We start from the raw sequence: 25,092 nt of genomic DNA, 5'->3' as shown, positions 1-25,092 counted from the left end.
CGTGTTACCCCGGACGGCGCAGGGGAAACTTGCCTAAAAGGAGTTCGAGCATGCTTCGCAGGATTGTCACCTTCGCGTTGCCCACCCTGGCCGCCGCGGCCGTCTTCACCTTCTTCCCCGCCAAGCCGGTGCAGGCCTATCCGGCGGTCTGCGACAGCACCTACTGGACCTGCATGTACAGCGCCAAATCGATCGACGGACTGAAGCAATGCGTGCTGGACTTCCAGGCCTGCAGCGGCGTTGTGTACCCGCCGCCCCCGCCGCCGCGCGCTCGCGGCATGGCCCTGCGCCAGCCCTGACAGGCCGGATGCGGCATCGGTTCCAGCCATCGACCCGAATGCCCGGAGCGATGGCTGGAACCACCTGGCGGCGGGGCCCGGACTGAGGCGGGGTTCCGCGTTTGCCGGGCTGGCGGTTGCCGCAGGTCGGGGCGCGTGCAACTCCGGGCATGCAGGGGGACACTGGCTGAAAGGAGTTCAAGCATGCTTCGCAAGATCGTGACGATCGCTTTGCCGGTGGCGGCTGCGGCAGCCGCTTTCACCTTCTTTCCCGCCCGGACCGCGCAGGCCTACCCGGCCTCGTGCGATTCCGCCTGGGAAGCCTGCATGGCGCAAGCGGCCTCGCTGAGGGACCGGGTGATCTGCAATCGGGCATTCGAACAGTGCAGCGGGGGAGCGATCCCGCCCAATGCAATCGACCCGTTGCTCGGCGCCATCAGGAAGCACTGACGAGTCGCCTTCCCGGTCGGCGCCTGCCGGCCGGGAAGTTGCGCCTCACACCGCCTGGCGCTCTCCACCGATCCAGGTTTCGCGTACATGCAGGGTGTCGTCCAGCACGGCGAAGTCGGCGCGCTGGCCGGGCGCGATGCGGCCGTGGGTCTGGTCCAGTCCGAGCCATTCGGCCGGATAGGCGCTGGCCATGCGCGAGGCTTCGGCCAGCGGCAGGCCGAGCAGGTTGACGGTGTTGCGCACGGCGCTGGCCATGTCCAGCGCGCTGCCGGCAAGCACGCCGGCGTCGTTCATGCAGACGCCCTCGCGCGCCACGATGGTCTGGCCGTTGAGCACGTAGTCCGGGCGTGCGCTGCCGACCGGCGGCATCGCGTCGGTGACCAGCACGCACTTGCCCGGCGGCTTGGCGTTGATCGCGATGCGCAGCGAGGCCGGATGCACGTGGTGGCCGTCCACGATCAACCCGCACCAGCTCGCCGGATCGTCCAGCGCGGCGCCGACCACGCCCGGCTCGCGGCTGGTGAGCGGCGTCATTGCGTTGTAGAGGTGGGTGAAGCCGCACACGCCGGCGTCGAGCGCGGCGCGCGCGGTGGCGTAGTCGGCCGCCGTGTGGCCGGCGACCACGCGCACGCCCGCCGCAGCCAGCCGCGCAATCACCGACGGTTCCACCTGCTCGGGCGCCAGCGTCAGCATCACGACGCCGCGCCGTTGTGCGGTGAGCGCGAGCAGGTCGTCCGCGACGGGCGTGCGGAACAGCGAGGCGTCATGGATGCCCTTGCGCGCGGGCGCCAGGAAGGGTCCCTCCAGGTGGATGCCCAGGATGCCCGGAACGCTCTGCGCGATCGCCGCATCCACCGCGTCCAGCGCCGCGCGCATCGTGTCCGCGGTGTCGGTGATCAGCGTCGGCAGCAGGCCGGTGGTACCGAAGCGCCGGTGCGCCTGCGCGATGCCGCGCAGCGTGTCCACCGTAGGCGCGTCGTTGAACAGCAGTCCGCCGCCGCCGTTGACCTGCACGTCGATGAAGCCGGGCAGCAGCAGCGCGCCGGCCAGGTCGTGCCGCTGCGCCTGTGCCACGCGCGGGTCGTCGGCCGCGGCCAGCGCGAGCACGTGGCCGTCGTGCACCAGCACCGCGACGTCCTCGCGCAGGCCCTCGTCGGTCAGCACGCGACCGTGGACCAGGGCGAGCAGGGACTGAAGCATCACAGCGTCTCGGTGACTTTGCGCAGGTGCGGCGGAACATCCGGATCGTAGCCGCGCGCCAGTGAAAGCGCGCTGGCTGCGCGGTAGAAGCTCTGCACGGCGAGCAGCGGGGTGGTGATCGCCGGCACCCCGGCGGGCAGCGGCAGGGCGTCCGGCCCGCGGGCGCCCGGTGCCGCGACCCACACCCGCGCGCCGCGCGCGCGGAACTCGCTGGCGACGGCCAGCGTGCTCTCCAGCGAGCCATCTTCCTGCGCGAATACCAGCACCGGGAAGCCCTCGCCGACCAGCGCCATCGGACCGTGCTTCACCTCCGCCGCGCTGAACGCCTCGGCGTGCAGGCCGCAGGTTTCCTTGAACTTGAGCGCTGCTTCCAGCGCCGCGCCGAAGCCGTAGCCGCGACCGACCACGAACAGGTTGCGCACCCCGAGCAGGCCCTCGCCGAGCGCGGACCAGTCGGCATTCCAGCTGGCACGCAGGTCGTCGGGCAGGCGATCGAGCGCGGCATGCAGCGCTTGGTCGCCGCTCCAGCAGGCGGTCAGCTGCAGGACGGCCGAGAGCGCGGCCAGGTAGCTCTTGGTCGCCGCCACGCTGCGCTCGGGGCCGGCATGCAGCGGCAAGACCGCATCGGCCTGGTGCGCGAGCGGGGAGTCGGCGTCGTTGACCAGTGCCACCACCTGCGCGCCGGCCTTGCTGGCGGCCTGCGCGCTGAGCAGCAGGTCCGGGCTCCTGCCCGACTGGGAGATGGCCAGGAACAGGGCGCCTTCCAGCTGCAGCGGCGCGTCGTAGATCGAGCTAACCGCCGGTGAAGCGGAGGCGGTGACCACGCCCAGGCGGGTCTCGAACACGTACTTGGCATAGGCGGCGGCGTGGTCGGAGCTGCCGCGCGCGCAGGTGACGATGCAACGCGGCGGATGGGCGCGCAGCCGTTCGCCCAGCTCGGCCAGCAGCCCGGCATTGGCGTCGAGCTGGTGCGCGATCACGTCGGCAGTCGACTGCGCCTCCTGGTACATCAGGGTGTCATGCGGTGATTTCATGGGTGTTCCGGGGACGGGCGGGCGTGTCTTTCCTCCCCCGCCGGGAGAGGGTGCCCGCAGGGCGGGTGAGAGTTCGGGCGGAGCGGGGTGCGTGGCGACGCCGCACCCTCTCCCCAACCCCTCTACCGGTGGGAGAGGGGCTCAGGCGTTGAGGTTCGAGGAGGTCCTTCGACGTCGCTGCGCTACGCTCAGGGCGAACGGTCTTTTTGCTACGAGCACGGGCGGGAGAGGGGCGAACGGCACACGCTCCACCGTTCGCCCTGAGCGTAGGTCCGCAGGGCCGAAGTCGAAGGGCAGGTTGGCTGCCCGAAGCGGGAATCAGCTCTTCCGCGGCGGCGCCGTCGAACCGCGCACGACCAGCTCCGGCACAAAGCCTTCGTTGGCCGTCTCGGGTGCCGATCCGCCCTGCTGCAGCTCGGCCATCAGGCGCAAGGCGGCATGCCGGCCGATCTCGGCAGTCGACTGCCGCGCCGTGGTCAACGCCGGCCAGGCCTGCTTGGAAAACGGGTTGTCCTCGAAGCCGGCGATCGAAAGATCCCATGGCACGTCCAGCCCGGCCGAGCGGGCCGCGGCCAGCACGCCGGCGGCGATCTCGTCGTTGCTGCCAAAGATCGCCGTCGGCGGCTCCTTCAGCGCGAGCAGCTTGCGCGCGCCGCGGAAGCCATCGTCGAACGCGTAGCGTCCGGGCAGGATCAGCTTCTTGTTGAGCGGCAGTCCATAGTCCTTCAGCGCGTCGGCATAGCCCTGGTAGCGTTCGGGGCTGGAGCGGTGATGCGGCTCGCCCCACAGGAAGCCGATCCGCGTATGCCCGAGCTGGATCAGATGCTCGGTAATCGCATAGGCCGCGTCGCGGTCGTCCACCCACACGCACGGGGAGCCATCGCACGGGTCCTCGCGGGCGGCCAGGATGCGCACGAACGGAATGTCGTGCGCCTTCAGCGTGGCGATCAGTTGCGGTTGCTCGGACATCGGCGGCGCCAGCACCAGCCCGGCCAGGCGCGATCGGCGCACCAGCGCGCACAATTCTTCCGCCAGGTGCGGCGAGGACGAATCGCAGGGATGGATCTGCAGGCCGAAGCCGCGTTCGCGACAGGCCGACAGCACGCCGTTCTGCATGCTGATCACGTAGTGCGCGTTCGGGTTGTCGTAGACCAGCCCAATCGCGTACGAGTGCGCCGCCCGCAGACTGCGCGCGGACAGATTCGGTCGGTAGCCCAACGCCTCGATCGCCCGCTCGACCTTCTCGCGCGTGTCCTCGCGCACCGATGCTTCGCGGTTGATCACCCGCGATACGGTCTTCAGCGACACGCCGGCGCGCTTGGCGACGTCCTTGATGGTGGCGTGACGCAACGACGGGTTCTCCTGCGGATCGGCGCGCCATCCTAGCCCACCGGCGTGCCGGCGTGGCGGTCCCTTCACCGCGAACGCGAGCCATCGCCGTCACGCAGGCCCACGCGGTAGCCGCGCAGACCGTAGAACAGGATGTACAGGTAGCAGGGCACCATCAGCGCCGCGAACACCAGTTGGAAGTCGTAGTGCGTCTTCAGGTGCGCGAACAGCTGCGGCACCACCGCGCCGCCGGCGATGCCCATGATCAGCAGCGCGGAGCCGGCCTCGGTATGGCGGCCCAGCCGGTTGATCGCCAGCGGGAAGATCGCCGGCCACATCATCGCGTTGGCGAAACCGAGCGCCGCCACGAAGCCGACCGAGACGTAGCCGCGCGTGAGATAGGCGCACACGCTGAACAGCACGCCGAGCACCGCCGAGACGGCGAGGTAACGCTGCTGCGAGATGACGCGCGGGATCAGCACCAACCCCGCCACGTAGCCGAGCAACATGCCGCCCAGGGTGAAGGCGGTGAAGAACTTGGTCTGGTCCAGCGGCAGGTCGAAGCCGGCGCCATAGGTGCCGATCGCGTCGCCCGCCATCACCTCCACGCCCACGTACAGGAACAGGCACAGCGCGCCCAGCCACAGGTGCGCAAAGCCGAGGATGCTGGTGTCGGCCTCGCCCGCCTGCTCGCTGTTGGCCTTGGCCGGGCGGATCTCCGGCAGTGACGAGCGCACGATCCAGACCGCCAGCAGCGCCAGCAGCACGGCCATGCCCAGGTATGGCGCGTGGATCTTCGCGGCAAACGCATCCAGCAACGCTTCGCGTGCCTGCGGCGTGGCCGCCGCATGAACCTGGGCGTCGATGTCGCCGATGCCGCTGAGCACCAGCGAGCCGATCACGATCGGCGCCAGGATGCCGGCGACCTTGTTGCAGATGCCCATCACCGCGATGCGCTGTGCCGCGCTCTCGATCGGGCCGAGGATGCTGATGTACGGGTTGGAGGCGGTCTGCAGCAGCGACAGGCCCGCGCCGATCACGAACAGCCCGACCAGTGCGCCGGCGAACATGCGCATGGTGGCGAACTGGCCGAACGCCATGGCGCCGATCGCCATCACGAACAGGCCCAGCGCCATGCCCTTTTTCATGCCGGTACGCCGCAGCACCATCGACGCGGGCAGCGAGAACACGAAATAGGAGATGTAGAAGGCGAACGGCACCAGGAAGGCGTAGACGTCCTCCACCTGGAAGGCCAGTTTGACGAAGGCGATCAGCGGCCCGTTGAGCCAGGTGACGAAGCCGAAGATGAAGAACAGCAGCCCGATCACCAGCATCGGCCCCAGGGCGGAAGACGGCCTGGGTTGATCGGTCGCGAGCGTGGTGGACGACATGGACGGCTCCTGTCAGGCAAACGCATGCGATGCGAGCGCCGCCAACGGGCGCTCCCCCCGGCCGGCTTTATGGCCTTGCGGAACAACGTTGTCAATTTATGTCTTTCAAACCGCCCTCGCGCGGCCAGCGGGTGGCGCGGAACCATAGCCTTATCGTGTGCGCCGTGCGGCAGTGCGACATGGTGCAGAACACCAGCGGGCGATCTCGGAAATCCCGCGCCAAAGCCGATCTAGCGGCATGTTTTCACGGGATGTTGATGACCATTCAATGGCGCATGTTGCGGCGCGTGAATCGCCTTGCGGAAAATGCGGCCAAGACGCGTTGACAACGTTGTCATCGCTGTCCAGACTCCGCCCCCGCCGACGTCAAGCGACGCCGGGCCGAGTGCAAAGGGAGGAGTCGTGGCCGAGGTTGCCAACTCGAGGAGCCCGCAGCGCCTGCCGCAGGAAACCCTGCTGCTGGCCGCCGACGTCGGCGGCACGCATGCGCGCGTGGGCCTGCTCAGTCGCCAGCCCCAGGGCGCCAGCCCGGTCACCGTGCTGCGCTACCAGCGCTACGCTTGTGCCGAGTGGCCCAGCCTCACCGCGGTGTTGCAGCACTTCGTCACCTACCTGGACGCCCCCGCGCCGATCGGCCAGTGCGTCGTGGCCAGCGCCGGCTACGTGCTCGAGGACGCCATCGTCAACGACAACCTTGCCTGGCCGGTGTCGATCAGCGACATCCGCGACACCCTGGCGCTCGACCACCTGGCGGTGATCAACGATTTCGAGGCGGTCGCCTGGGCAACCCAGTTCCTGACCGATGCCGACACGCTGCCGGTGATCGAGACCAGCGCACCGGCGCAGCGCGGCCCGGTGCTGGTGATGGGCCCTGGCACCGGGCTGGGTTCGGCGGTGCTGCTGCCCGGCCAGCCGCACGCGACGGTGCTGGCCACCGAGGCGGGGCAGATCGCGCTGGCGCCCGGCAACGAACGCGAGATCGAGATCCTGCGCCTGTTGGCGCGCGAGCGCTCGCACGTCGCCTTCGAACACGCGCTGTCGGGCCCCGGCCTGCGCAACCTCTACCGCGCGATCAGCACGCTGCGCGGCACGCCGGCCGTGCTTTCCGAGCCGAGTGCGATCACCCACGCGGCGCTGATGCAAAGCGACGCGGCGGCGGTCGAGGCCATGGAGGTGTTTTGCGCGCTGCTGGGCAGCTTCGTGGGCGACCTGGTGCTGCTCTACGGCGCCCGCGGCGGGGTGTTCCTCGCCGGCGGCATCCTGCCGCAGATCCGCCAGTTGCTGCTGGCCAGCCGCTTCCGCGAGCGCTTCTTCAACAAGGGCGTGATGCGCCCGTTCCTGCAGCAGGTTCCCGTACGACTGATGGAGCACGGCCAGCACGGCGTGATCGGCGCGGCCGGCCTGGCCCTCGCCGGGCACGTCGTGCCCGGGTGAGCTTCGATGACCGCATAACAAACGGGCGCAAGCCCTTGCAACCAACCAGCATCACCGCGACGCGCGTGCTGCTGATCCGACTGGAGGGGAGCACCATGTCACACCGCAAGACGCTGTTAGCCGCAAGCATCGTCGCCAGCCTCTGCCTGGCCGGCGCACTGCACGCCCAGGACGCCGACCAGGCCACCACTGGCGCCGACGCCACCACGCAAACCTCGAAGGCCCAGTCCGAAAAGGACAGGATCAAACAGCTGTCCACCGTCACCGTCACCGGTATCCGCGGGTCGGTGGAGAAGGCGCTGGATATCAAGCGCGACTCCAACTCGACCATGGAGGTGGTCACCGCCGAGGACGTCGGCAAGCTGCCGGCGCACAACGTGGCCGACACCCTGCAGCGCCTGCCGGGCGTGAACATCAGCTCCTCCAGCGCTGACGAGGGCGGCTTCGACGAAGCCGACCGCGTCAGCCTGCGCGGCACCAGCCCGAGCCTGACCCAGACCCTGATCAACGGCCACGGCGTTGGTTCGGCCGACTGGTTCGTGCTCAGCCAGGGCAACAACGTCGGTCGCAGCGTGAGCTACACGCTGCTGCCGTCCGAGCTGGTCAGCCGGGTGGAAGTGCACAAGTCTTCCGAAGCGCGCTTCCAGGACGGCGGCACCACCGGCAACGTCAACATCATCACGCGCAAGCCGCTGGACTTCGAAAAGCAGGTTTCCGGTGCCTTGAGCCTCGGCGGCGTCTACGCCGACGGCCCGGGCAAGACCGATCCGCAATTCTCCGGACTGTTCAACTACAAGAACGACCAGAACAATTTCGGCGTGATGGTGCAGGCGTTCAAGCAGAAGCGCCATCTGCGCCGCGAGGCGCAGGAGGTCCCTGGCGGCTTTGCCGTGATCGATCCGACCTCGCCGCTGGCGCAGAGCAACCCCGACCTGGCCGGCGTGTCCGTGCCCGGCCTGCTCGGCTCGACCCTGTTCGAGCAGGTGCGCGACCGCAAGGGCGGCCTGGTCGAGGTGCAGTTCCGTCCCAGCGACGACCTGACCGTGAGCGCGAGCGGCTTCTACTCGAAGATGGAAGCGAACAACTACAACCGCAACTTCATGTTGTGGGGCGGCAACTTCGCTACCAGCCAGGCGCCCGAGCCCGGCTACACCGTCCGGGACGGCGTGCTCACCAACGCCACCTACGCGGGCGTGCCCGGCACCAACTATGTCGTGTACGACATGATCTACCGCGAGGCGTCGTCCAAGACCCAGTACTACACGCTGGACGCGGAGTGGAACATTTCCGACAACCTGTCGGCCAAGTTCCAGGCCGGCACGACCAAGGGCGTGGGCGAGACGCCGCGGCAGTTCATCGCCGAGGTAACCGCGGCCAACGGCGGCGGCGCGAGCTGGACCACGCACGGCAACAGTGCGCCGGTGGACTGGAGCGTGGGTGGCGACATCAGCCCCGCGGGCGTCACCAGCTTCGGCACCTGGGGCAACCAGGAGGTCCGCGCGGTCGACAAGGAGAACTGGTTCACCGCCGACTTCAGCCAGTACTTCAACGCCGGCGTGGTGCAGTCGTTCGATTACGGCGTGCGCTACGCCAAGCATGACCGCGAAGCGCAGTCGCCCGAGGGCGCCTCGCCGGGCGACATCTGGCCGGCGCTGCAGAATGGGGCGACCGCCAACTACCCAGGCAATTTCGCCGAAGGCATCGGCGGCTCCTTCCCGCGCGACCTGTGGTATTTCACCCCGGACGCGCTCAAGCAGGCGATCATCGCCAACTCGACCTGGCTGTCGAACAACGACGGCCCGACCGGTCGTCACAATTACGGTGCCGAGTGGAGCGTGGACGAGAAGAACCTCGCGGCCTACTTTCAGCTGAACTTCGAGGGCGAGAACTGGAGCGGTAATGCCGGCCTGCGCTATGTCCACATCAAGCAGGGCATCGACACCTACTTCGCCGACACGGTCACGCCCGATGTGAGCAGCCTGTTCGGCGCCTGGGACCGCCGCCACTACGACAACAGCTACAGCCGCGTGCTGCCCAGCGCCAACCTGAAGTTCAACATGGCGGAGAACGTGGTGTTCCGCTTCGCCGCCTCGCAGACGCAGACCCTGCCCGATTACTCCGCGCTGGGCGCGTCGTCCTATGGTTCGGACCTCAACCGGACCGGCGGTGGCGGCAATCCGAAGCTCAAGCCGGTGATCTCGACCAACCTGGATGCCGGCCTGGAGTGGTACTTCATGCCGCGCGGGCTGCTGTCGGCCACCGCGTATTCGATGAACATGAAGGATTACGTCGCCTACGGCGTGCAGACGCAGATGCTGTTCAGCGAGCTGACCCATCAGCTGGAGGCCTACCAGGTGTCCATGCCGATCAATGCCGACGCCAAGGTCACGGGCGTGGAACTGGCGTACGACCAGCCGATCGGCGAGTACTTCGGCATCAACACCAACTACACCTACGCCGACGGCAGTTCGGACTACACCTGGGCCGATGGCAGCAACCATCTGCTGGGCACTTCGAAGAACACCTACAACGTGGGTGCGTACTTCGAAAACGACACGTTCGGCGCCCGGGTCAGTTACACCCGCCGCTCGTCGTTCCTGATCGGCCTCTCCGGCACCCACCCCTACTACCAGGACAGCTTCGGCACGCTGTCGGCCTCGCTCAGCTACAAGGCGACCGACTGGCTGAGCTTCAGCCTGGATGTGCTGAACCTCAACAACCCGACGATCAAGTACTACCAAAGCGCGGCGATCCCGACCTCGTTCTACGAGAACGGCCGCCAGTATTACCTGAGCGCGCACCTGAACTTCTGATCCCCCGCTTCACGCAGGCCACGGACGGCCTGTACTCCCCGCCGGGCCCGGTTTGCACATTTCGGGCCCTTTTTTTTGCGCAGGCCGCGGCGATGGCATGCTGGGGCCATCCACGGAGCTTGCCGATGTTGCGACGATCTTTTCCCTTCCGTTGCGCGTGCCTTCTGTTTGCGATCAGCCTGCTGCCTCCGGGCGCGGCGTTTGCCGAAGCCGCCAGGCTTCCCTCCCTGATTCCCTTGCCCGCGCAGCTGCAATGGCAGCCGGGCCGCTTCACGGTGGATGCCCGTACACCGTTGGTGCTTGGCAGCGACGATGCTGGCACGCGGCAGAGCGCGCAGTACCTCATCGAACTGCTGGCGCGCACGCGCGGCCTGCATTTGTCCGTTGCTGCCCGTGGGCAGGGCGGTCCGGCGATCGTGCTGCGGCGTGACCCGCGTGCCGCGGTGACGCAGGCGGAGGGCTATGCGCTTACGGTCTCTTCCGCGGGCATTGAAGTCGCCGCGCGCGACGACGCGGGACTGTTCCATGGCGTGGTCACCCTCTACCAGCTGCTGACGCCCGATGCCGGGCAGGGCGCGGTGCAGGTGCCTGCACTCGCCATCAAGGACTGGCCGCGCTTCGCCTGGCGCGGGCTGATGCTCGATTCGGCGCGCCACTTCCAGAGCGTGGCCGAGGTCGAGCGCCTGATCGACCAGATGGCCCAGCACAAGCTCGACGTGCTGCACTGGCATCTCACCGACGACCAGGGCTGGCGCATCCAGATCAAGCGTTATCCCGAGCTGACCCGGATCGGCGCATGGCGCACGCCGCCACACGCCGGACAGGATGGCGAGCCAAAGCGCTATGGCGGCTTCTATACCCAGGACGAGATCCGCCGGGTAGTGGCCTACGCCGCCGCGCGCCACGTCACGATCGTGCCGGAGCTGGACATGCCCGGCCACGCGCAGGCGGCGGTGGCGTCGTATCCGCGGATCGGCGTCACCGGCAGGCGCCCGGCCGTGTCGGTGGACTCCGGCGTCAACCCGTGGCTGTACAACGTCGACGAGGACACCTTCACCTTCATCGACAACGTGCTCGACGAGGTGCTGGCGCTGTTCCCGTCGACGTACATCCATGTCGGCGGCGACGAGGCGATCAAGGACCAGTGGCAGGCCTCGCCCGCGGTGCAGGCGAAGATGCGCGAGCTGGGCATCACCAGCGAGGACGCGCTGCAGGGCTGGTTCATCGGGCGCATCGGCCGGTATCTGCAAAAGCACGGCCGCAAGCTGATCGGCTGGGACGAGATCCTCGAAGGCGACAACCTGCCGGCGGGCGCCACGGTGATGTCCTGGCGCGGCACCGATGGCGCGATCAAGGCCGCATTGCTCGGCCACGACGTGGTGATGTCGCCCTCGCCGGATCTCTACCTCGACCACGTGCAGAGCGACCTGCCCGGCGAATACGCCAGCCGCTACGGCGTGGAGTCGCTCCATGACGTTTACGGGCTGCAGGTCGTGCCCGGCGTGCTCGATGCGGCGCAGGCGAGGCACGTGCTGGGCGTGCAGGCCAACGCCTGGACCGAGCACATGCCGACCACGGCGCACGTGGAGCACCAGGTCTTCCCGCGGCTCGATGCGCTCAGCGAGGTGGCGTGGTCGCCTGCCGGCAGCGGCGACTGGCCGGGCTTCCTGGCGCGCCTGCCCGCGCAGCTGGCACGCTACCGGGTGCAGCACATCAACGTGGCCGACAGCGCGTTCGCGGTGGCCATCGACACCGACCGCAACGTGGCGCTGGCGACCGGCAAGGCGACCGTCAGGCTCTCCAACCAGGCCGACTTCGGCGCGATCCACTACACCCTGGACGGCAGCACGCCGACGCGGGCCTCGCCGCGCTACCAGGGGCCGCTCAACGTCACCCTGCCGACGAGCGTGCGCGCCACCAGCTTCGCCGATGGCATCGCATTGGCCGAACCACGCGAGCGAAAGCTGGACCGCGCCAGCCTGCTCTCGCTGCCCGGCACCGCGCTGGCGAACTGCCCGGGCAGCGATTTCCGCCTGCTGCTGCAGCCGGCGCCCGACGCGACGAGCACCCAGCCGGTCTATGCGGTCAACCTGTTCGACAGTTGCCAGCAATTTCCGCCGACGCTGATGGAAGGTATCGGGGCGATCCGCGTCGAGGCGGTGCGGCTGCCGCGCAACTTTGCGCTGGCGCACGAGCAGAAGCTGGTCGTGTCGCGTCCCCACGCGACGCCATTCGGCGAGCTCGTGGTCCACGCCGACCGCTGTGACGGCCCGGTCCTGGCCAGCATGCCGTTGCCTGATCCCGCGCGCAGCCAGCGCCGGTTCGAGCTCGACGCCGTGCTGCCCGTGCAGGTCGGCGAACACGGCCTGTGCCTGATCTACACCGCGCCGATCGATGGGCCGCTGTATGCGCTCGGTCGCGTGTCGCTGGAAGCAAAGCCCTGAGCGGCCACGACCGCGGGATGACTGGCAGGCCACGTCCACGCCGCCCCGGGACAGCGGCATGAGCGCGCCGGACGGTCGCCTGGCTTCGCTCGACGCCCTGCGCGGCTGCACCGTGGCGGCGATGCTGCTGGTCAACGATCCGGGCGACTGGGATCACGTCTACGGGCCGCTGGAGCATGCCACCTGGCACGGCTGCACGCCGACCGACCTGGTGTTTCCTTTCTTTCTGTTCGTGATGGGCGTGTCCGTGGCACTGGCGATCCTGCCGCGGCTGGAGCAGGGCGTGGCGCCCGATCGGCTGCGCGACGTGGCGCTGTGGCGAGCCTTGCGCATCCTCGCGCTGGGCCTGGCGATCAACGCGCTGGCGGCGTGGTGGCTGCCGGGGCGCGAGATGCGCTGGCCGGGTGTACTGCAACGGATCGGCGTGTGTTTCGCGGTGGTCGCCGCGTTCGCCATCTACACGCCGCGCCGCGTGTGGTGGCTTGTCATCGCGGCGCTGCTGGCCGGCTACACCGCGTTGTTGCTGTGCAGTGGCACGCTCGACCCTTGGAACAACATCGTCGACCGGATCGATGGCGCGGTGTTCGGCCGCTACGTGTGGGACCACAACCCCGCCACCGGCCAGGTGCACGATCCGGAAGGCCTGCCCGCCACCCTGCCGGCGATCGCCACCAGCCTGTTCGGCCTGTGCGCGGGCGTGTGGCTGCGTGCGCGGCAGACCGGGCGACTGTTCACTGCCGGCGTGGTGGTGCTGGTGCTCGGCGCGCTGGGGGCGCAGTGGATGCCATTGAACAAGAACCTGTGGACGCCCTCGTTCGCCCTGTGGAGCGCAGGCTGGGCGATCCTGGCGCTGCTGGCCTGCCACTGGCTGGTCGACCGACAAGGCTGGCCCGCGTTGGGCCGCCGGTTCGGCATGAACGCGATCGCCGCCTACGCGGGCTCCGAACTGATGCAGATCGCGCTGCCCGCGCTGGGCTGGCAGGAAGGGCTGTACCGTCACCTGTTTGCCGGCTGGATCACGCCGCTGGCGGGGCCATACGTGGCCTCGCTGGCCTGGGCGATCGCGTTCGTGACGCTTTGGTGGCTGATCGTCTGGGCGATGGACAGGCATCGCCTCTATCTGAAGTTGTGAGCCATCGCGCGGGCGGGCTTGAGCCGACCGTCGGCATCGGAGCGGTGGGCTCAAGCCCACCCTACCGTCGCCCGCATGAGTGGCCGTCCGCTCGTCCCGCGTCCGCCGTCGCCGACGATTGAACCGGATCTGGCGGTGACCCGCGCCCCTGGCACGCCGCGAGAACGAAATCAGCGCGACAACCAACGTGGCGGCAACATCCCCACTTTCCGCCGCGCAGGCACATGGAGGCGTGGCGGCCGAAGCGGGCTCACCGAAGACGTCGCCGAACGCCGGATGCGGCGCTCCCGCGACACGCCGGGATGGCAACACCGATCGTCGGCAAAAACTGTGGCTGCCGTTCGTGCCTGGGCGGGGCGCCGTCCCTGCCAAGCGTGATCCCCGGAGTTTCGTTCGCGCAGATCGTATGCATCCGGATGCCGGCATCGATGCCATTTCACCGACGACCTGCGCCGGATCTAGCGCAACGCAACAAAAACGCCCATACAACAAATATTGAATTTTTGCTGTGGGCATCTTAAGGTTCAGTCAAACGAGCCCCGCTTCCCCACAAAGCCTGTCTCGCCAGCACCGATCCCCCTATGCGGTTGCTGGCTTCTCTCAGGCACTCCTTGTGAAACCGTTTCTGGACGCGGATGGACGATCGTGCTCGTTGCCACGAGGCATAACGATGGCCTCAGTCCTTCTATTCCAAAACAGGTTTTGGGGAGTTTTGCATGAGCTTGCAAGTTGCCAATCGCCCGGCCATCCGCCGGACGGCCCTCGCCGTCGCCCTGAGCGTGGGCTTCGCTGGCGTTGCCTTTGCACAGGCGACCACCGGCAGCATCTTCGGTGATGCACCGGCCGCCCAGGGCGAAACCGTCCTGATCCAGAGCAGCACCGGCTTCACGCGCGAAGTCGCGGTCGACGCTTCCGGTCACTTCGTCGCCAACCAGCTGCCGCTGGGCGACTACACCGTCACCCTGCGCCAGAACGGCCAGGACGTCGATTCCCGCAAGAACGTCACCCTGCGCGTGGGTGCCGGTACGCAGGTCTCGTTCGCAGCGGCGGGCGCGGCTGACGCCCAGAACCTGTCCGCCATCACCGTCAGCGCCAACGCGCTGCCGACGATCGACGTGACCGGCGTGGACTCGCGCACCGTCATCACCGCCGAACAGCTGGCCAAGTTGCCGCTGGCCCGCAGCGCCGAGGCGATCGCCCTGCTGGCTCCGGGCGTGGTGGAAGGCAGCGCCCTGTTCACTGGCACCGCCGGTGGCAACGTGGTGTCCTTCGGCGGTTCGTCGGTGACCGAGAACGCCTACTACATCAACGGCTTCAACACGACCGATCCGCTCAGCGGCCTCGGTGGCCTGACCCTGCCGTACGGCGCCATCGACCAGCAGGAAATCCTCAGCGGCGGTTACGGTGCGGCCTACGGTCGTTCCGACGGCGGCGTGATCAGCCAGGTCGGCAAGCGCGGCACCAACGAGTGGCACTTCGGTGGCCAGATCCAGTGGACGCCCAAGTCGCTCAAGTCCGATCCGAAGAACTACTACTACGTGACGGGCGCTTCGGCCGGCAAGATGCGTCAGTACCGCAACGAGAGCAAGTCCTGGGTCACCACCGTTTCCGGTTATGCCGGCGGTCCGCTGATCAAGGACAAGCTGTTCTTCTTCGGCGCCGCCGAGGCCGAGCGTCGTGAGGGCACTAGCGTCGGTTCGAACGCTGCGCCGCAGACCACCCAGTACCGCTACGACAACCCGAAGTGGTACGGCAAGCTCGACTGGAACATCAACGACAGCAACATCCTGGAGCTGACCGGCGCGTCGAGCAAGGAGTCCTATGCGGGCACCCTGTACGACTTCGACTACGCCACGCTCAGCACCGGCGCGTTCAACAGCTACGACACGTCGCACAAGTACGGCTCGGACCTGTACTCGGCCAAGTTCACCAGCTACATCACCGATGACCTGACGGTCAGCGCGCTGTACGGCGAAATGAAGGGCACGTTCTACGAGACCGTGCCGGGCTACGACGCAAACAACGCCTACGTGTTCGGCGGCGACAAGCAGAACCCGGCCATCACCGGCGGCAACCCGATCACCGGTCCGCAGACGGCCAGCTACATCACCGACCCGGCGCACAGCTCGAAGAACACCAACCTGCGCATCGACGTCAGCTACCACATCGGTGACCACACCATCACCGCCGGTATCGACAACCAGAAGATCACCGACGAGAACGACCGGACGATCTCCTCCGGTCAGGGCTACTCGTGGTCCTACGACGCGGGCGATCCGAGCAAGTACATCGTCGGCGGTCCGGACGCCAATGGCCCGACCTGGCAGACGCAGCCGTGGGTGGTCAACCCCGGTGCGGTGGCCAACGGCCAGAGCGGCTACTTCGTCTCGCGTTACCGTCAGGCCAACGGCGCCACGGTGACCACCGAGCAGCGCGCGCAGTACATCGAGGACAGCTGGCAGGTGAACGACCGCTGGCTGGTCAAGATCGGCCTGCGTAACGACCAGTTCACCAACAACAATGGTGACGGCGTGCCGTACCTGCGCCTGACCTCGCCGCAGTGGGCACCGCGCGTGGGCTTCTCGTGGGACGTCAATGGCGACTCCACCTTCAAGGTGTACGGCAATGCCGGTCGCTACTACCTCGCCATGCCCGCGAGCGTCGCGCTGCGTGCGGCCGGTTCCTCGCTGCTGGTGGACGAGTACTTCACCTACACCGGCATCGATGCGAACGGCGTCCCCACCGGCCTGACCCCGATCCCGACCAGCACCGGCGGCCCGATCTCGTCCAACGGCGAATACGGCCAGCCGCGCGACCCGCTGACCGCGACCTCGCGCAACCTGAAGTCCGAGTACCAGGATGAGTACATCCTCGGCTTCGACAAGCAGTTCAACGAGTCCTGGACCTACGGCGCCAAGGCCACGTTCCGCAACCTGCGCAACGCCATCGACGACATCGGCGATTCCTTCGCGATCCGCACGAAGATGGAAGCGATGGGCATCGACATGGACGACGTCGGCACGATCCAGGGCAGCTACCTGGTCAACCCGGGCCGCACCAACGTCCTGATGATCCCGAACGCGGCGGGCAATGGTTACTACACCGTCCCGATGACCATGGACGACTTCGGCTTCAACACCACGCTCAAGCGCAAGTACTACGGCCTGAACCTGTACCTGGAGCATCCGTTCGACGGCAAGTGGTACGGCAAGATCGACTACCTGTGGTCGCACAGCTTCGGCAACAGCGAAGGCCAGGTGCGTTCGGACATCGGCCAGACCGACGTCTCGGCCACGGTGGACTGGGATTACGCCGAGCTGATGGACTACGCCAATGGCGCCCTGTCCAACGATCGCCGTCACCAGCTCAAGGCGTACGGCGCCTACCAGCTGACCCCGGAGTGGATGCTCTCGGGTAACCTGGTGGTCATGTCCGGCATGCCGAAGACCTGCCTGGGCTACTACGGTGCCGAAGAGTCGAACCCGGGCCTGGGTTACGGCGGTGGTTACTACCACTTCTGCAAGGGCCAGCCGTACTCCCCGGGCGACGAGCGTCAGCCGTGGACCTACCGCTTCGACCTGAGCGCGGAATACCGTCCGGAGTGGGCTGGCAAGAAGCTTGCGTTCAACGTGATGGTCTACAACGTGTTCAACAAGCAGACCACGACGCAGACCTACCCGCTGAGCGGCTTCACCGCCAATCCGAACCCGAGCTACAACCGTCCGTACAGCTCGCAGACCCCGCGTTACGTCCGCTTCGGCGTGTCGTACGACTTCTAAGGTCGCAAGCAACACCCGGGCTGTTCGCAGCCCGGGGTATCACCCCGGGGCCGCAGGTTTACCTGCGGCCCTTTTTTTTGGTTCACCGCGCTCACCGGCGGATGGGATGGTCACGACGGCCGCCCGGGTCACGAGAGCTCTCGGCAGTGGCGACCATCGCTCGCGTAGGGTGGCTGTGGTCCACTGCAACCGCGGCGAGGGAACGGGTGGTAAAGCCGCACCAGGATCTCGGCATCGCAGCCACGGCCGCGGCGTGTTGCCCGCAAGGGTCGTTGTCGGTCGTGGCCACCTGCGACCGGCCGGCGGCAAGCGGTAGGATGCGGTCCTGGACCGTCATCGAAAGCGGTATCGGCCGCCAATGCCATGCACGTGCAGGAACTGATCATCACCTGGGCCACACCGGTGTTCTTCGCCCTGATCGGCCTGGAGCTGCTGGTGGCGCGCTGGCGCGGCCGGCCGACCTACCGCACGAACGACGCGATCAGCAGCATCGGGCTGGGCGTGATCTCGCAGGTCGCCGGCGTATTCGGCAAGTTGCTGTCGATCGGCATCTACGCTTGGGTCGCCGTGCACCTGGCGCCGCTGACGCTTCCGGCCGACAGCATCGTCGTATGGGTGCTCGCGCTGCTCGCCTACGATTTCCTTTATTACTGGCTGCACCGTGCGGGGCACGAGGTGAACATCCTCTGGGCCGCGCATGTGGTGCACCACCAGAGCGAGCACTACAACCTCTCCACCGCACTGCGCCAGACCGGCAGCGGTGTACTGCTGGGCTGGCTGTTCTACCTGCCGATGGCGCTGGCCGGCATTCCGACCGAAGTGTTCGTGGTGGTCGCGCTGATCGACTTGCTCTACCAGTTCTGGGTGCATACCGAGCAGATCGGCCGACTGGGCTGGTTCGACCGCGTGTTCTGCTCGCCCTCCAACCATCGCGCGCATCATGCGGTGAACGACCGCTACCTCGATCGCAACTACGGCGGCATCCTGATCGTCTGGGACCGGCTGTTCGGCACGTTCGTGGAGGAGGACGACAGCGACCCGCCGGTCTACGGCACGCGCGCCCCGCTGCGCAGCTGGAACCCGTTGTGGGCGAATGTCGAGGTCTACTGGGCGGCGGCGAAAGACGCCTGGCACGCACGGCGCTGGCGCGACAAGCTGCAGGTCTGGCTCAGGCCGCCTGGCTGGCGCCCGGCGGACGTGGCGGCGCGCTTCCCCAGGCCCGCCTTTGACATCTCTCGCGAGCGCTTCGACCCGGCCATGTCCCGCGCGCTCACCTTCTACTGCCTGCTGCAGTTCGCGCTGCTGCTGGGTATGGCCACGCAGTTCCTCGCCCTCAGTGCCACGGCCAGCCTGTCGACGCTGCTGGCTTACGCGGCCTACCTGGTCGTCAGCCTCACCGTGCTCGGTGCGCTGATGGAAGGGCGGCGCGCGGCGCGCTGGTTCGAGGCGCTCCGCGTGCTCGCCACGGCGCTGGTGCCATGGGCGAGCGGCCGCTGGTTCGGCGTGGTCGAGCTCGACCCCCGGGTCGTTGTTGCGATGCTGGTGGTCTTCGGCATCTGCGCGCTGGCGTTGCCCTGGGTCGCGCCGGCGCGCCGGTCTGCCTCGGTGCCGGAGGTGAGCGCGAAAGACCATACGGCTGGCACCATGGGGCACTGACCCCGGACTTGCAGGCAACCCGGATAACCCCCGTTCGGGGCGCCGGAAGCCGACCTTTTCCGGAATTCCTGGCAGGTCGCCGTGGCCCCGCTGCCGCGTTGGAAGGGGCGCCGCCGATGCCGTCGATGCGCGTGCGGAACGGCCCGACGGACGCCACCACCCAACCACGGGTTGCAGCCACTTGCAAGCTCCACGTTATGATCGGCGCTTGTTTTCAAGGGGATACCCGATGGGATTTCTTTCCAGGCTGGTACGCCGCAAGTCGGTTCAACAACTGCAGTCCGAGGCTGGCGGATCGAAGGATTTCCGCCGCACCATGGGTGTATGGCAGCTCACCGCCATTGGCGTGGGCGCCATCGTCGGCGTCGGCGTCTTCGTGCTGGCGCCCAATGAAGCGGCGCTCAATGCCGGCCCCGCGATCATCCTGAGCTTCCTGGTCGCCGGCATCGGCAGCGCATGCGCCGCGCTGGCCTACGCCGAGTTCGCCGGCATGATCCCGGTCACCGGCAGCGCCTACACCTACGGCTATGCCGTGCTGGGTGAGTTGCCAGCATGGATCATCGGCTGGGACCTGCTGGTCGAATACGCGCTGATCGTCGGCGTGGTGGCGGCCGGTACATCCAACTACCTGCAATCGCTGATCATCCAGGTCACCGGTTTGCACCTGCCGGTCTGGCTGCAGGGCGCCTACGACCCGGCACAGCCGGACAGCGGCAAGGTGGTCAACCTCATCGCGGTGATCGTGGCGCTGGGCATTTCCTGGATCCAGATCATGCGCACCGAGATCGGCGCGCGCTTCAACACCGTCGTGGTGACCATGAAGGTGATCGGCGTATTGGTGGTCATCGTGGTGGGCGCGTTCTTCGTGCATGCGTCCAACTGGACCCCTTTCATCCCCGACCTCATCCACGATCCGCTCGCGACCGGCGGCACCCGCTACGGCTGGGACGGCGTGCTGGCCGCGGCGAGCATCGTGTTCTTCGCCGTGTTCGGCTACGACACGCTGACCACTGCGGCGGAGGAGTCGAAGAACCCGCAGCGCGACCTGCCGCTGGCAGTGATCGCCTCGCTGGGCATCTCGATGGTGATGTACCTGGCGATCTCGCTGATCCTCACCGGCATGGTGCCCTACAACGGCTGCGTGGATGCCACGCAGGCAGCCGGCCAGTGCACCACCGGGATGATCCTCGCCAGCCAGGCGCCGGTCAGCGCCGTGTTCGAGGCGCGGGGCCTGCACTGGGTCAGCGGCATCATCGACCTGGCCGCGGTGTGCGGCATCGCCTCGGTGGTGTTCGCCTTCATGCTCGGTGCCGCGCGCATCTGGTTCGCGCTCGCCCGCGACGGCCTGCTGCCGCGCTGGTTCGCCAAGGTGCATCCGAAATATGGCACGCCGTACCGCCCGACCCTGCTGCTGGGCATCTTCACCGCGCTGGCCGCCGGCCTGCTGCCGATCCGCGAGCTGGCCGAACTGGTGAACATCGGTACGCTGTCGGCGTTCATCGTGATCTGCGCCTCGGTGCTGATCCTTCGCATTACCCAGCCCAACCTGGAACGTCGCTTCCGTACCCCGGCGCTGTGGCTGCTCGCTCCGCTGGGCATCGTGTTCTCGCTGTTCCTGATCATCGGCTGGCCCTGGGTCACCGACGGCCGCTTCCACATGATCGGCGGCCTGGACATGGTCACCATCTGGCGCTTCCTGATCTGGATGGGCATCGGCCTGGTGATCTACTTCGCCTATGGCATGCGCCACAGCCAGCTGGGGCGCGAGAAGGCCAACGGCTGACGCCGCGCCAACGCCGATGCTGCCGAAGGCCTCCGCGCACGCGGGGGCCTTCGCGTATGTGCCGCATTTAGGGGCGAGAAGCCGGCGTCCGCCGTGACCTCTGGCAGGGGGAGGGGCGTGACCTTCGTCCTACCATCGGATGGCTGTCACGTTGGTTATCGGGACGCCATCCGCGCCCCTGGCGTGGCCGTTGTCCGTCAGGGGAAGTGTCCGTGAAGAATGTTCGTTCGAAGCTGTTGGTGGTCGCGCTGGGCGCGGCATTGTCGTCCGGTGCGCTGGCGGAGAAGGCGCCGCCGGTGGACCAGCCCTATCCGGGCATGCTGACGCTGAAGGTGGACCTCTCCGACGCGCCGAAGAAGATTTTCCGCGTGCACGAGACCATCCCGGCCAAGCCCGGCGCGTTCACGCTGTACTACCCGCAATGGATTCCGGGCGAGCACTCGCCCTCCGGCCCGATCGACAATCTCGCCGGCCTGATCATCACCGCCAACGGCAAGCGCGTGCCGTGGCGCCGCGACCTGCGCGACATGTACACGCTGCACATGACCGTGCCCGAGGGCGCCAGCGCGCTGCAGCTCCAGTTCCAGTTCCTTTCGCCCGGCGAGGGCGGCATGTTCGGCGCCAGCGCCTCCTCAACGCCCAACCTGGTGGATGTGGAGTTCAACCAGGTCGCCTTCTACCCGGCCGGCTACTACACGCGGCAGATCCAGATCCAGCCAACCGTGACGCTCCCCGCCGGCTGGCAGTTCGCCACCGCGATGGAAGTGCAGGCGCGCAACGGTGCCAGCACCACGTTCAAGCCGATCAGCTTCAATAATTTCGTCGATTCGCCGCTGATCGCCGGCGAACATTTCAATCGTGTGGACCTGAACCCCAAGGGCGACGTGCCGGTGCATCTGAACGTGGTGGCCGACGAAGCCGATCAGGTGAAGCTCTCCGCCGACCAGCTCAAGCAGCACCGCAACCTGGTCGACCAGGCCGACAAACTGTTCGGCGCGCACCACTACGAGCACTACGACTTCCTGCTCACGCTGTCCGACCATACCGGCCACTTCGGTCTGGAACACCACCAGTCCAGCGACGACCGCCTGCCGGCCGACATGTTGACCGACGACAGCTCCTACGCGCTGATGGCCAGCCTGATGCCGCACGAGTACGTGCACTCCTGGTGCGGCAAGTTCCGCCGCCCGGCCAAGCTGTGGGCGCCGGACTTCAACACGGTGGAGGAAGACGACCTGCTGTGGGTCTACGAAGGCCTGACCGACTACTGGGCCGGTGTGCTCACCACCCGTTCGGGCATGTGGACGGCCGAGCAGTACCGCGACGCGATGGCCAACATCGCCGCGGCCATGTCGGCGCGTACCGGCCGTGCCTGGCGCTCGCTGCAGGACACCGCCGACGCCGCGCCGCTGACCTATTACGGCGGCGGTGGCTGGGGCAACTATCGCCGCGGTACCGATTTCTACCCAGAAGGCCAGCTGCTGTGGCTGGACGTGGACACGCAGATCCGCCAGCTCTCCCACGGCAAGCACTCGCTGGACGACTTCGCCCGTGACTTCTTCGGCATGGACGACGGCAGCTACGTGACCAAGACCTACACCTTCGAGGACGTGGTCGACACGCTCAACCAGGTGCAGCCGTACGACTGGAAGACCTTCCTGCGCACGCGCCTCGATTACACCGGCGACGAGCTCCCTGAACACGGCATCGAGCGCGGCGGCTGGAAGCTGGTCTACACCGACACCCCCAACGCCGAGACCAAAGCCAGCGAAGCGATGCGCCACAACGTCAACCTGGCCTGGTCGCTGGGCCTGTCCGCCTCCAAGAGCGGCAACATCTACGACGTGCAGTGGGACGGCCCGGCGTTCAAGGCCGGCCTGGTGCCGGGCCTGGACATCGTCGCGGTCAACGGCAAGGACTACTCGCCCGACGCGCTGAAGGACGCCGTCAAGGCCGCGCAGACCAGCAAGGCGCCGGTCGAGCTGCTGGTCAAGAACGTGGACGTCTATACCACCATCAAGGTGGACTACCACGGTGGCCTGAAATACCCGCACCTGGTCCGTGCCGACGGCAAGGATCTGCTGACCGTGATCACCGCTCCTCGCAAGTAAACCAGCCAGATAACCATCCCACCCTCACCGTTCGTCCCGAGCGCAGGCCCGCAGGGCCGAAGTCGAAGGACCGGCGCGCGGCACATGTCTCTGGCTGCGCTACGCCCAGGACGAACGGTGAGTTCGAGCACCACCACCGGAGAGCTCCTTCCGTGAAAAACAAGCCCCTCACTTCCGCCCTGCTGGCCGCCACCTTCGCGCTGGTAGCCGTGCCCGCCTTCGCCGACGTGCCGCCGCCGCGCGACGTGCCCTTCAACGGCACGATCAAGATCAACGTCGACGCGACCGACATCGCCCACCGCGTATTCCGGGTGCACGAGACCATCCCGGCCCAGCCCGGCCCGCTGACGCTGCTCTATCCGCAGTGGATCCCCGGTCACCACTCGCCGACCGGGCCGATCGACAAGTTCGCCGGTCTGGTGGTCAAGGCCAACGGCAAGGTGCTGCCGTGGGTACGCGATCCGCTCAACGTCTATGCCTTCCACGTCGACGTGCCGCAGGGCGCGACCGAAGTCGAAGCCTCGTTCCAGTTCCTCTCGCCGCAGGACAGGAGCCAGGGGCGCATCGTGATGACGCCCGAGATGCTCAACCTGCAGTGGGATGCGATGAGCCTGTACCCGGCCGGCTACAACACCGACCGCATCATGTCGCAGGCCACCGCCACCTATCCGGACGGCTGGAAGGCCGCCACCGCGCTCGAGGTGGCCTCCACCGACGGCAACACCGTCACCTACAAGCCGATCGACTACACCAACCTGGTCGACTCGCCGGTATTCGCCGGCAAGTACTTCAAGCGCGTGGACCTGGATCCGGGCGCCAAGGTGCCGGTGTTCATGAACCTGGTGGCGGATGATCCGAAGTACCTGGAGATCAAGCCCGAGCAGCTCAAGCCGCACCGCGAGCTGATCCAGCAGATGTACAAGCTTTACGGCGCGCACCACTACGACCACTACGACTTCCTGGTCTCGCTCACCGAAAAGATGAGCGGCATCGGCCTGGAGCACCACCGCTCCAGCGAGGACGGCCTGCCGGCCGACTACTTCACCGAGTGGGACAAGAACGTCTACGCACGTGACCTGTTCTCGCACGAGTACAACCACTCCTGGGACGGCAAATACCGCCGCGGCGCCGACCTGACCACGCCCAACTACAACGTGCCGATGAGCGACACGCTGCTGTGGGTGTACGAGGGCCAGACCCAGTTCTGGGGCAATGTCATTGCCGCGCGCGCGGGCCTGTGGAACAAGGACGAGACGCTGGACATGTTCGCCCTGGTCGCCGCCACCTACGACAAGGGCCGTCCGGGCCTGGCCAGCTGGCGCAACGTGCAGGACACCACCAACGACCCGACCATCGCCCAGCGCAGCCCGCTGCCGTACCGCAACTACCAGTCCAGCGAGGACTACTACTCCGCCGGTGCCATGATCTGGCTGGACGTCGACGGCAAGCTGCGCGAGCTCACCCGCGGCAAGAAGAAGATCGACGATTTCGCGCGCGCCTTCTTCGGCATGAACAACGGCGACTGGAGCGTCAACACCTACACCTTCGAGGACGTGGTCAAGACGCTCAACGACATCGCGCCATTCGACTGGTCCAGCTACCTGCGCAAGCGCCTTGACGACCACGGCCCGCTGATCGGCGGCATCGCCTCGCACGGCTGGAAGCTGGTCTACACCGACAAGCCGTCCAAGGCCGTCAAGGCGATGGAGTCCCGTCGCCACGCGGCCGACCTGACCTACTCGCTGGGCCTGTCGATCGGCAAGGACGGCGGCATCGGCGACGTGCTGTGGGACAGCCCCGCCTTCAAGGCCGGCCTCGCCCCCGCCATGACCATCGTCGCGGTCAACGGCAAGGAATACTCGGCCGACGCGGTCAAGGATGCGGTCACGGCCGCGGCGAAGAACAAGAGCCAGCCGGTCGAACTGCTGGTGAAAAACTTCGACGAGTACAAGACCGTCCGCATCGACTACCACGACGGCCTGAAGTACCCGCACCTGGTCCGCGACAACAGCAAGCCGGACACCCTGTCCGACCTCATCAAGCCGCTGTAACGCCTGCCAGCTCCCTCTCCCCTCCGGGGAGAGGGTTGGGGTGAGGGGCCAAGGCTTGCCCCAGGCCTCACCCATGCCAGAAACCAAAAGCCCCTCTCCCTCCGGGAGAGGGGTGGGGGTGAGGGTCCGGCCAGCGCGCACATGTCGCGCCTCGCCCGAACCCAACCCACCCTTCGGGCTCCTCTCCCGACGGAAGAGGCCCCCCAT

15 protein-coding genes are annotated in these 25,092 nt (G+C 67.3%); 11 read left to right on the top strand and 4 right to left on the bottom strand.

The window, feature by feature from the left end; genetic code table 11:
- The first annotated feature begins 50 nt into the window (after positions 1–50).
- Positions 51–299 (top strand): hypothetical protein, encoded by a 249-nt coding sequence (locus J7I44_RS10955; protein ID WP_209620359.1) that lies wholly within the window; start codon positions 51–53, stop codon positions 297–299.
- A 183-nt stretch (positions 300–482) separates the two neighbouring features.
- Positions 483–728 (top strand): hypothetical protein, encoded by a 246-nt coding sequence (locus tag J7I44_RS10950; RefSeq protein WP_209620356.1) that lies wholly within the window; start codon positions 483–485, stop codon positions 726–728.
- Between the two features lie 45 nt (positions 729–773).
- On the opposite strand, the gene nagA is transcribed toward J7I44_RS10950, so the two are convergent.
- The 4 genes from nagA to J7I44_RS10930 form a co-directional block, all read right to left on the bottom strand.
- Positions 774–1,928: an N-acetylglucosamine-6-phosphate deacetylase gene (nagA, locus tag J7I44_RS10945; protein ID WP_209620353.1), complete on the bottom strand. Its 1,155-nt coding sequence runs from the start codon at positions 1,926–1,928 to the stop codon at positions 774–776.
- Complete coding sequence (locus J7I44_RS10940) at positions 1,928–2,962, bottom strand: SIS domain-containing protein (protein ID WP_209620351.1); 1,035 nt, start codon at positions 2,960–2,962, stop codon at positions 1,928–1,930. The genes nagA and J7I44_RS10940 overlap by 1 nt, the downstream gene beginning before the upstream one ends.
- 318 nt (positions 2,963–3,280) lie before the next feature.
- On the bottom strand, positions 3,281–4,312 hold the full coding sequence (locus J7I44_RS10935) for a LacI family DNA-binding transcriptional regulator (RefSeq protein ID WP_209620348.1): 1,032 nt from the start codon (positions 4,310–4,312) through the stop codon (positions 3,281–3,283).
- Positions 4,313–4,377: 65 nt separating this feature from the next.
- Positions 4,378–5,625 (bottom strand): sugar MFS transporter, encoded by a 1,248-nt coding sequence (locus J7I44_RS10930; protein WP_425599756.1) that lies wholly within the window; start codon positions 5,623–5,625, stop codon positions 4,378–4,380.
- Positions 5,626–6,084: 459 nt separating this feature from the next.
- On the opposite strand from J7I44_RS10930, the gene glk reads away from it, so the two are divergent.
- The 9 genes from glk to J7I44_RS10885 all read left to right on the top strand — a co-directional run bounded on the left by glk (position 6,085) and on the right by J7I44_RS10885 (position 24,885).
- The gene (glk, locus tag J7I44_RS10925; RefSeq protein ID WP_209620343.1) at positions 6,085–7,116 is read left to right on the top strand and encodes a glucokinase; all 1,032 of its coding nucleotides are present in this window, start codon (positions 6,085–6,087) and stop codon (positions 7,114–7,116) included.
- A 95-nt stretch (positions 7,117–7,211) separates the two neighbouring features.
- The gene (locus tag J7I44_RS10920) at positions 7,212–9,929 is read left to right on the top strand and encodes a TonB-dependent receptor (RefSeq protein WP_209620340.1); all 2,718 of its coding nucleotides are present in this window, start codon (positions 7,212–7,214) and stop codon (positions 9,927–9,929) included.
- A 125-nt stretch (positions 9,930–10,054) separates the two neighbouring features.
- Entirely contained in the window at positions 10,055–12,373 is a 2,319-nt protein-coding gene (locus J7I44_RS10915) for a beta-N-acetylhexosaminidase (protein WP_209620337.1), read from the top strand.
- A gap of 58 nt (positions 12,374–12,431) precedes the next feature.
- The gene (locus J7I44_RS10910) at positions 12,432–13,505 is read left to right on the top strand and encodes an acyltransferase family protein (protein ID WP_209620334.1); all 1,074 of its coding nucleotides are present in this window, start codon (positions 12,432–12,434) and stop codon (positions 13,503–13,505) included.
- A 716-nt stretch (positions 13,506–14,221) separates the two neighbouring features.
- Positions 14,222–17,284, top strand: coding sequence for a TonB-dependent receptor (locus tag J7I44_RS10905; protein ID WP_209620331.1), 3,063 nt, complete (start codon positions 14,222–14,224; stop codon positions 17,282–17,284).
- 363 nt (positions 17,285–17,647) lie between these two features.
- A complete protein-coding gene (locus J7I44_RS10900; protein WP_209620328.1) occupies positions 17,648–18,940 on the top strand; it encodes a sterol desaturase family protein in 1,293 nt (430 codons plus the stop codon).
- A 229-nt stretch (positions 18,941–19,169) separates the two neighbouring features.
- A complete protein-coding gene (locus tag J7I44_RS10895) occupies positions 19,170–20,723 on the top strand; it encodes an amino acid permease (protein WP_209620325.1) in 1,554 nt (517 codons plus the stop codon).
- A 212-nt stretch (positions 20,724–20,935) separates the two neighbouring features.
- A complete protein-coding gene (locus J7I44_RS10890) occupies positions 20,936–22,834 on the top strand; it encodes a M61 family metallopeptidase (RefSeq protein ID WP_209620322.1) in 1,899 nt (632 codons plus the stop codon).
- A gap of 152 nt (positions 22,835–22,986) precedes the next feature.
- Positions 22,987–24,885, top strand: a complete 1,899-nt coding sequence (locus tag J7I44_RS10885) for a M61 family metallopeptidase (RefSeq protein WP_209620320.1) — start codon at positions 22,987–22,989, stop codon at positions 24,883–24,885.
- Positions 24,886–25,092 lie beyond the last annotated feature (207 nt).

It is taken from the genome of Frateuria flava (genome assembly GCF_017837635.1).
GTDB classification, from domain to species: Bacteria; Pseudomonadota; Gammaproteobacteria; order Xanthomonadales; family Rhodanobacteraceae; genus Frateuria_A; species Frateuria_A flava.
Note: the sequence above shows the minus strand (reverse complement) of the source record. Positions and strands in the feature narration are given on the sequence as shown.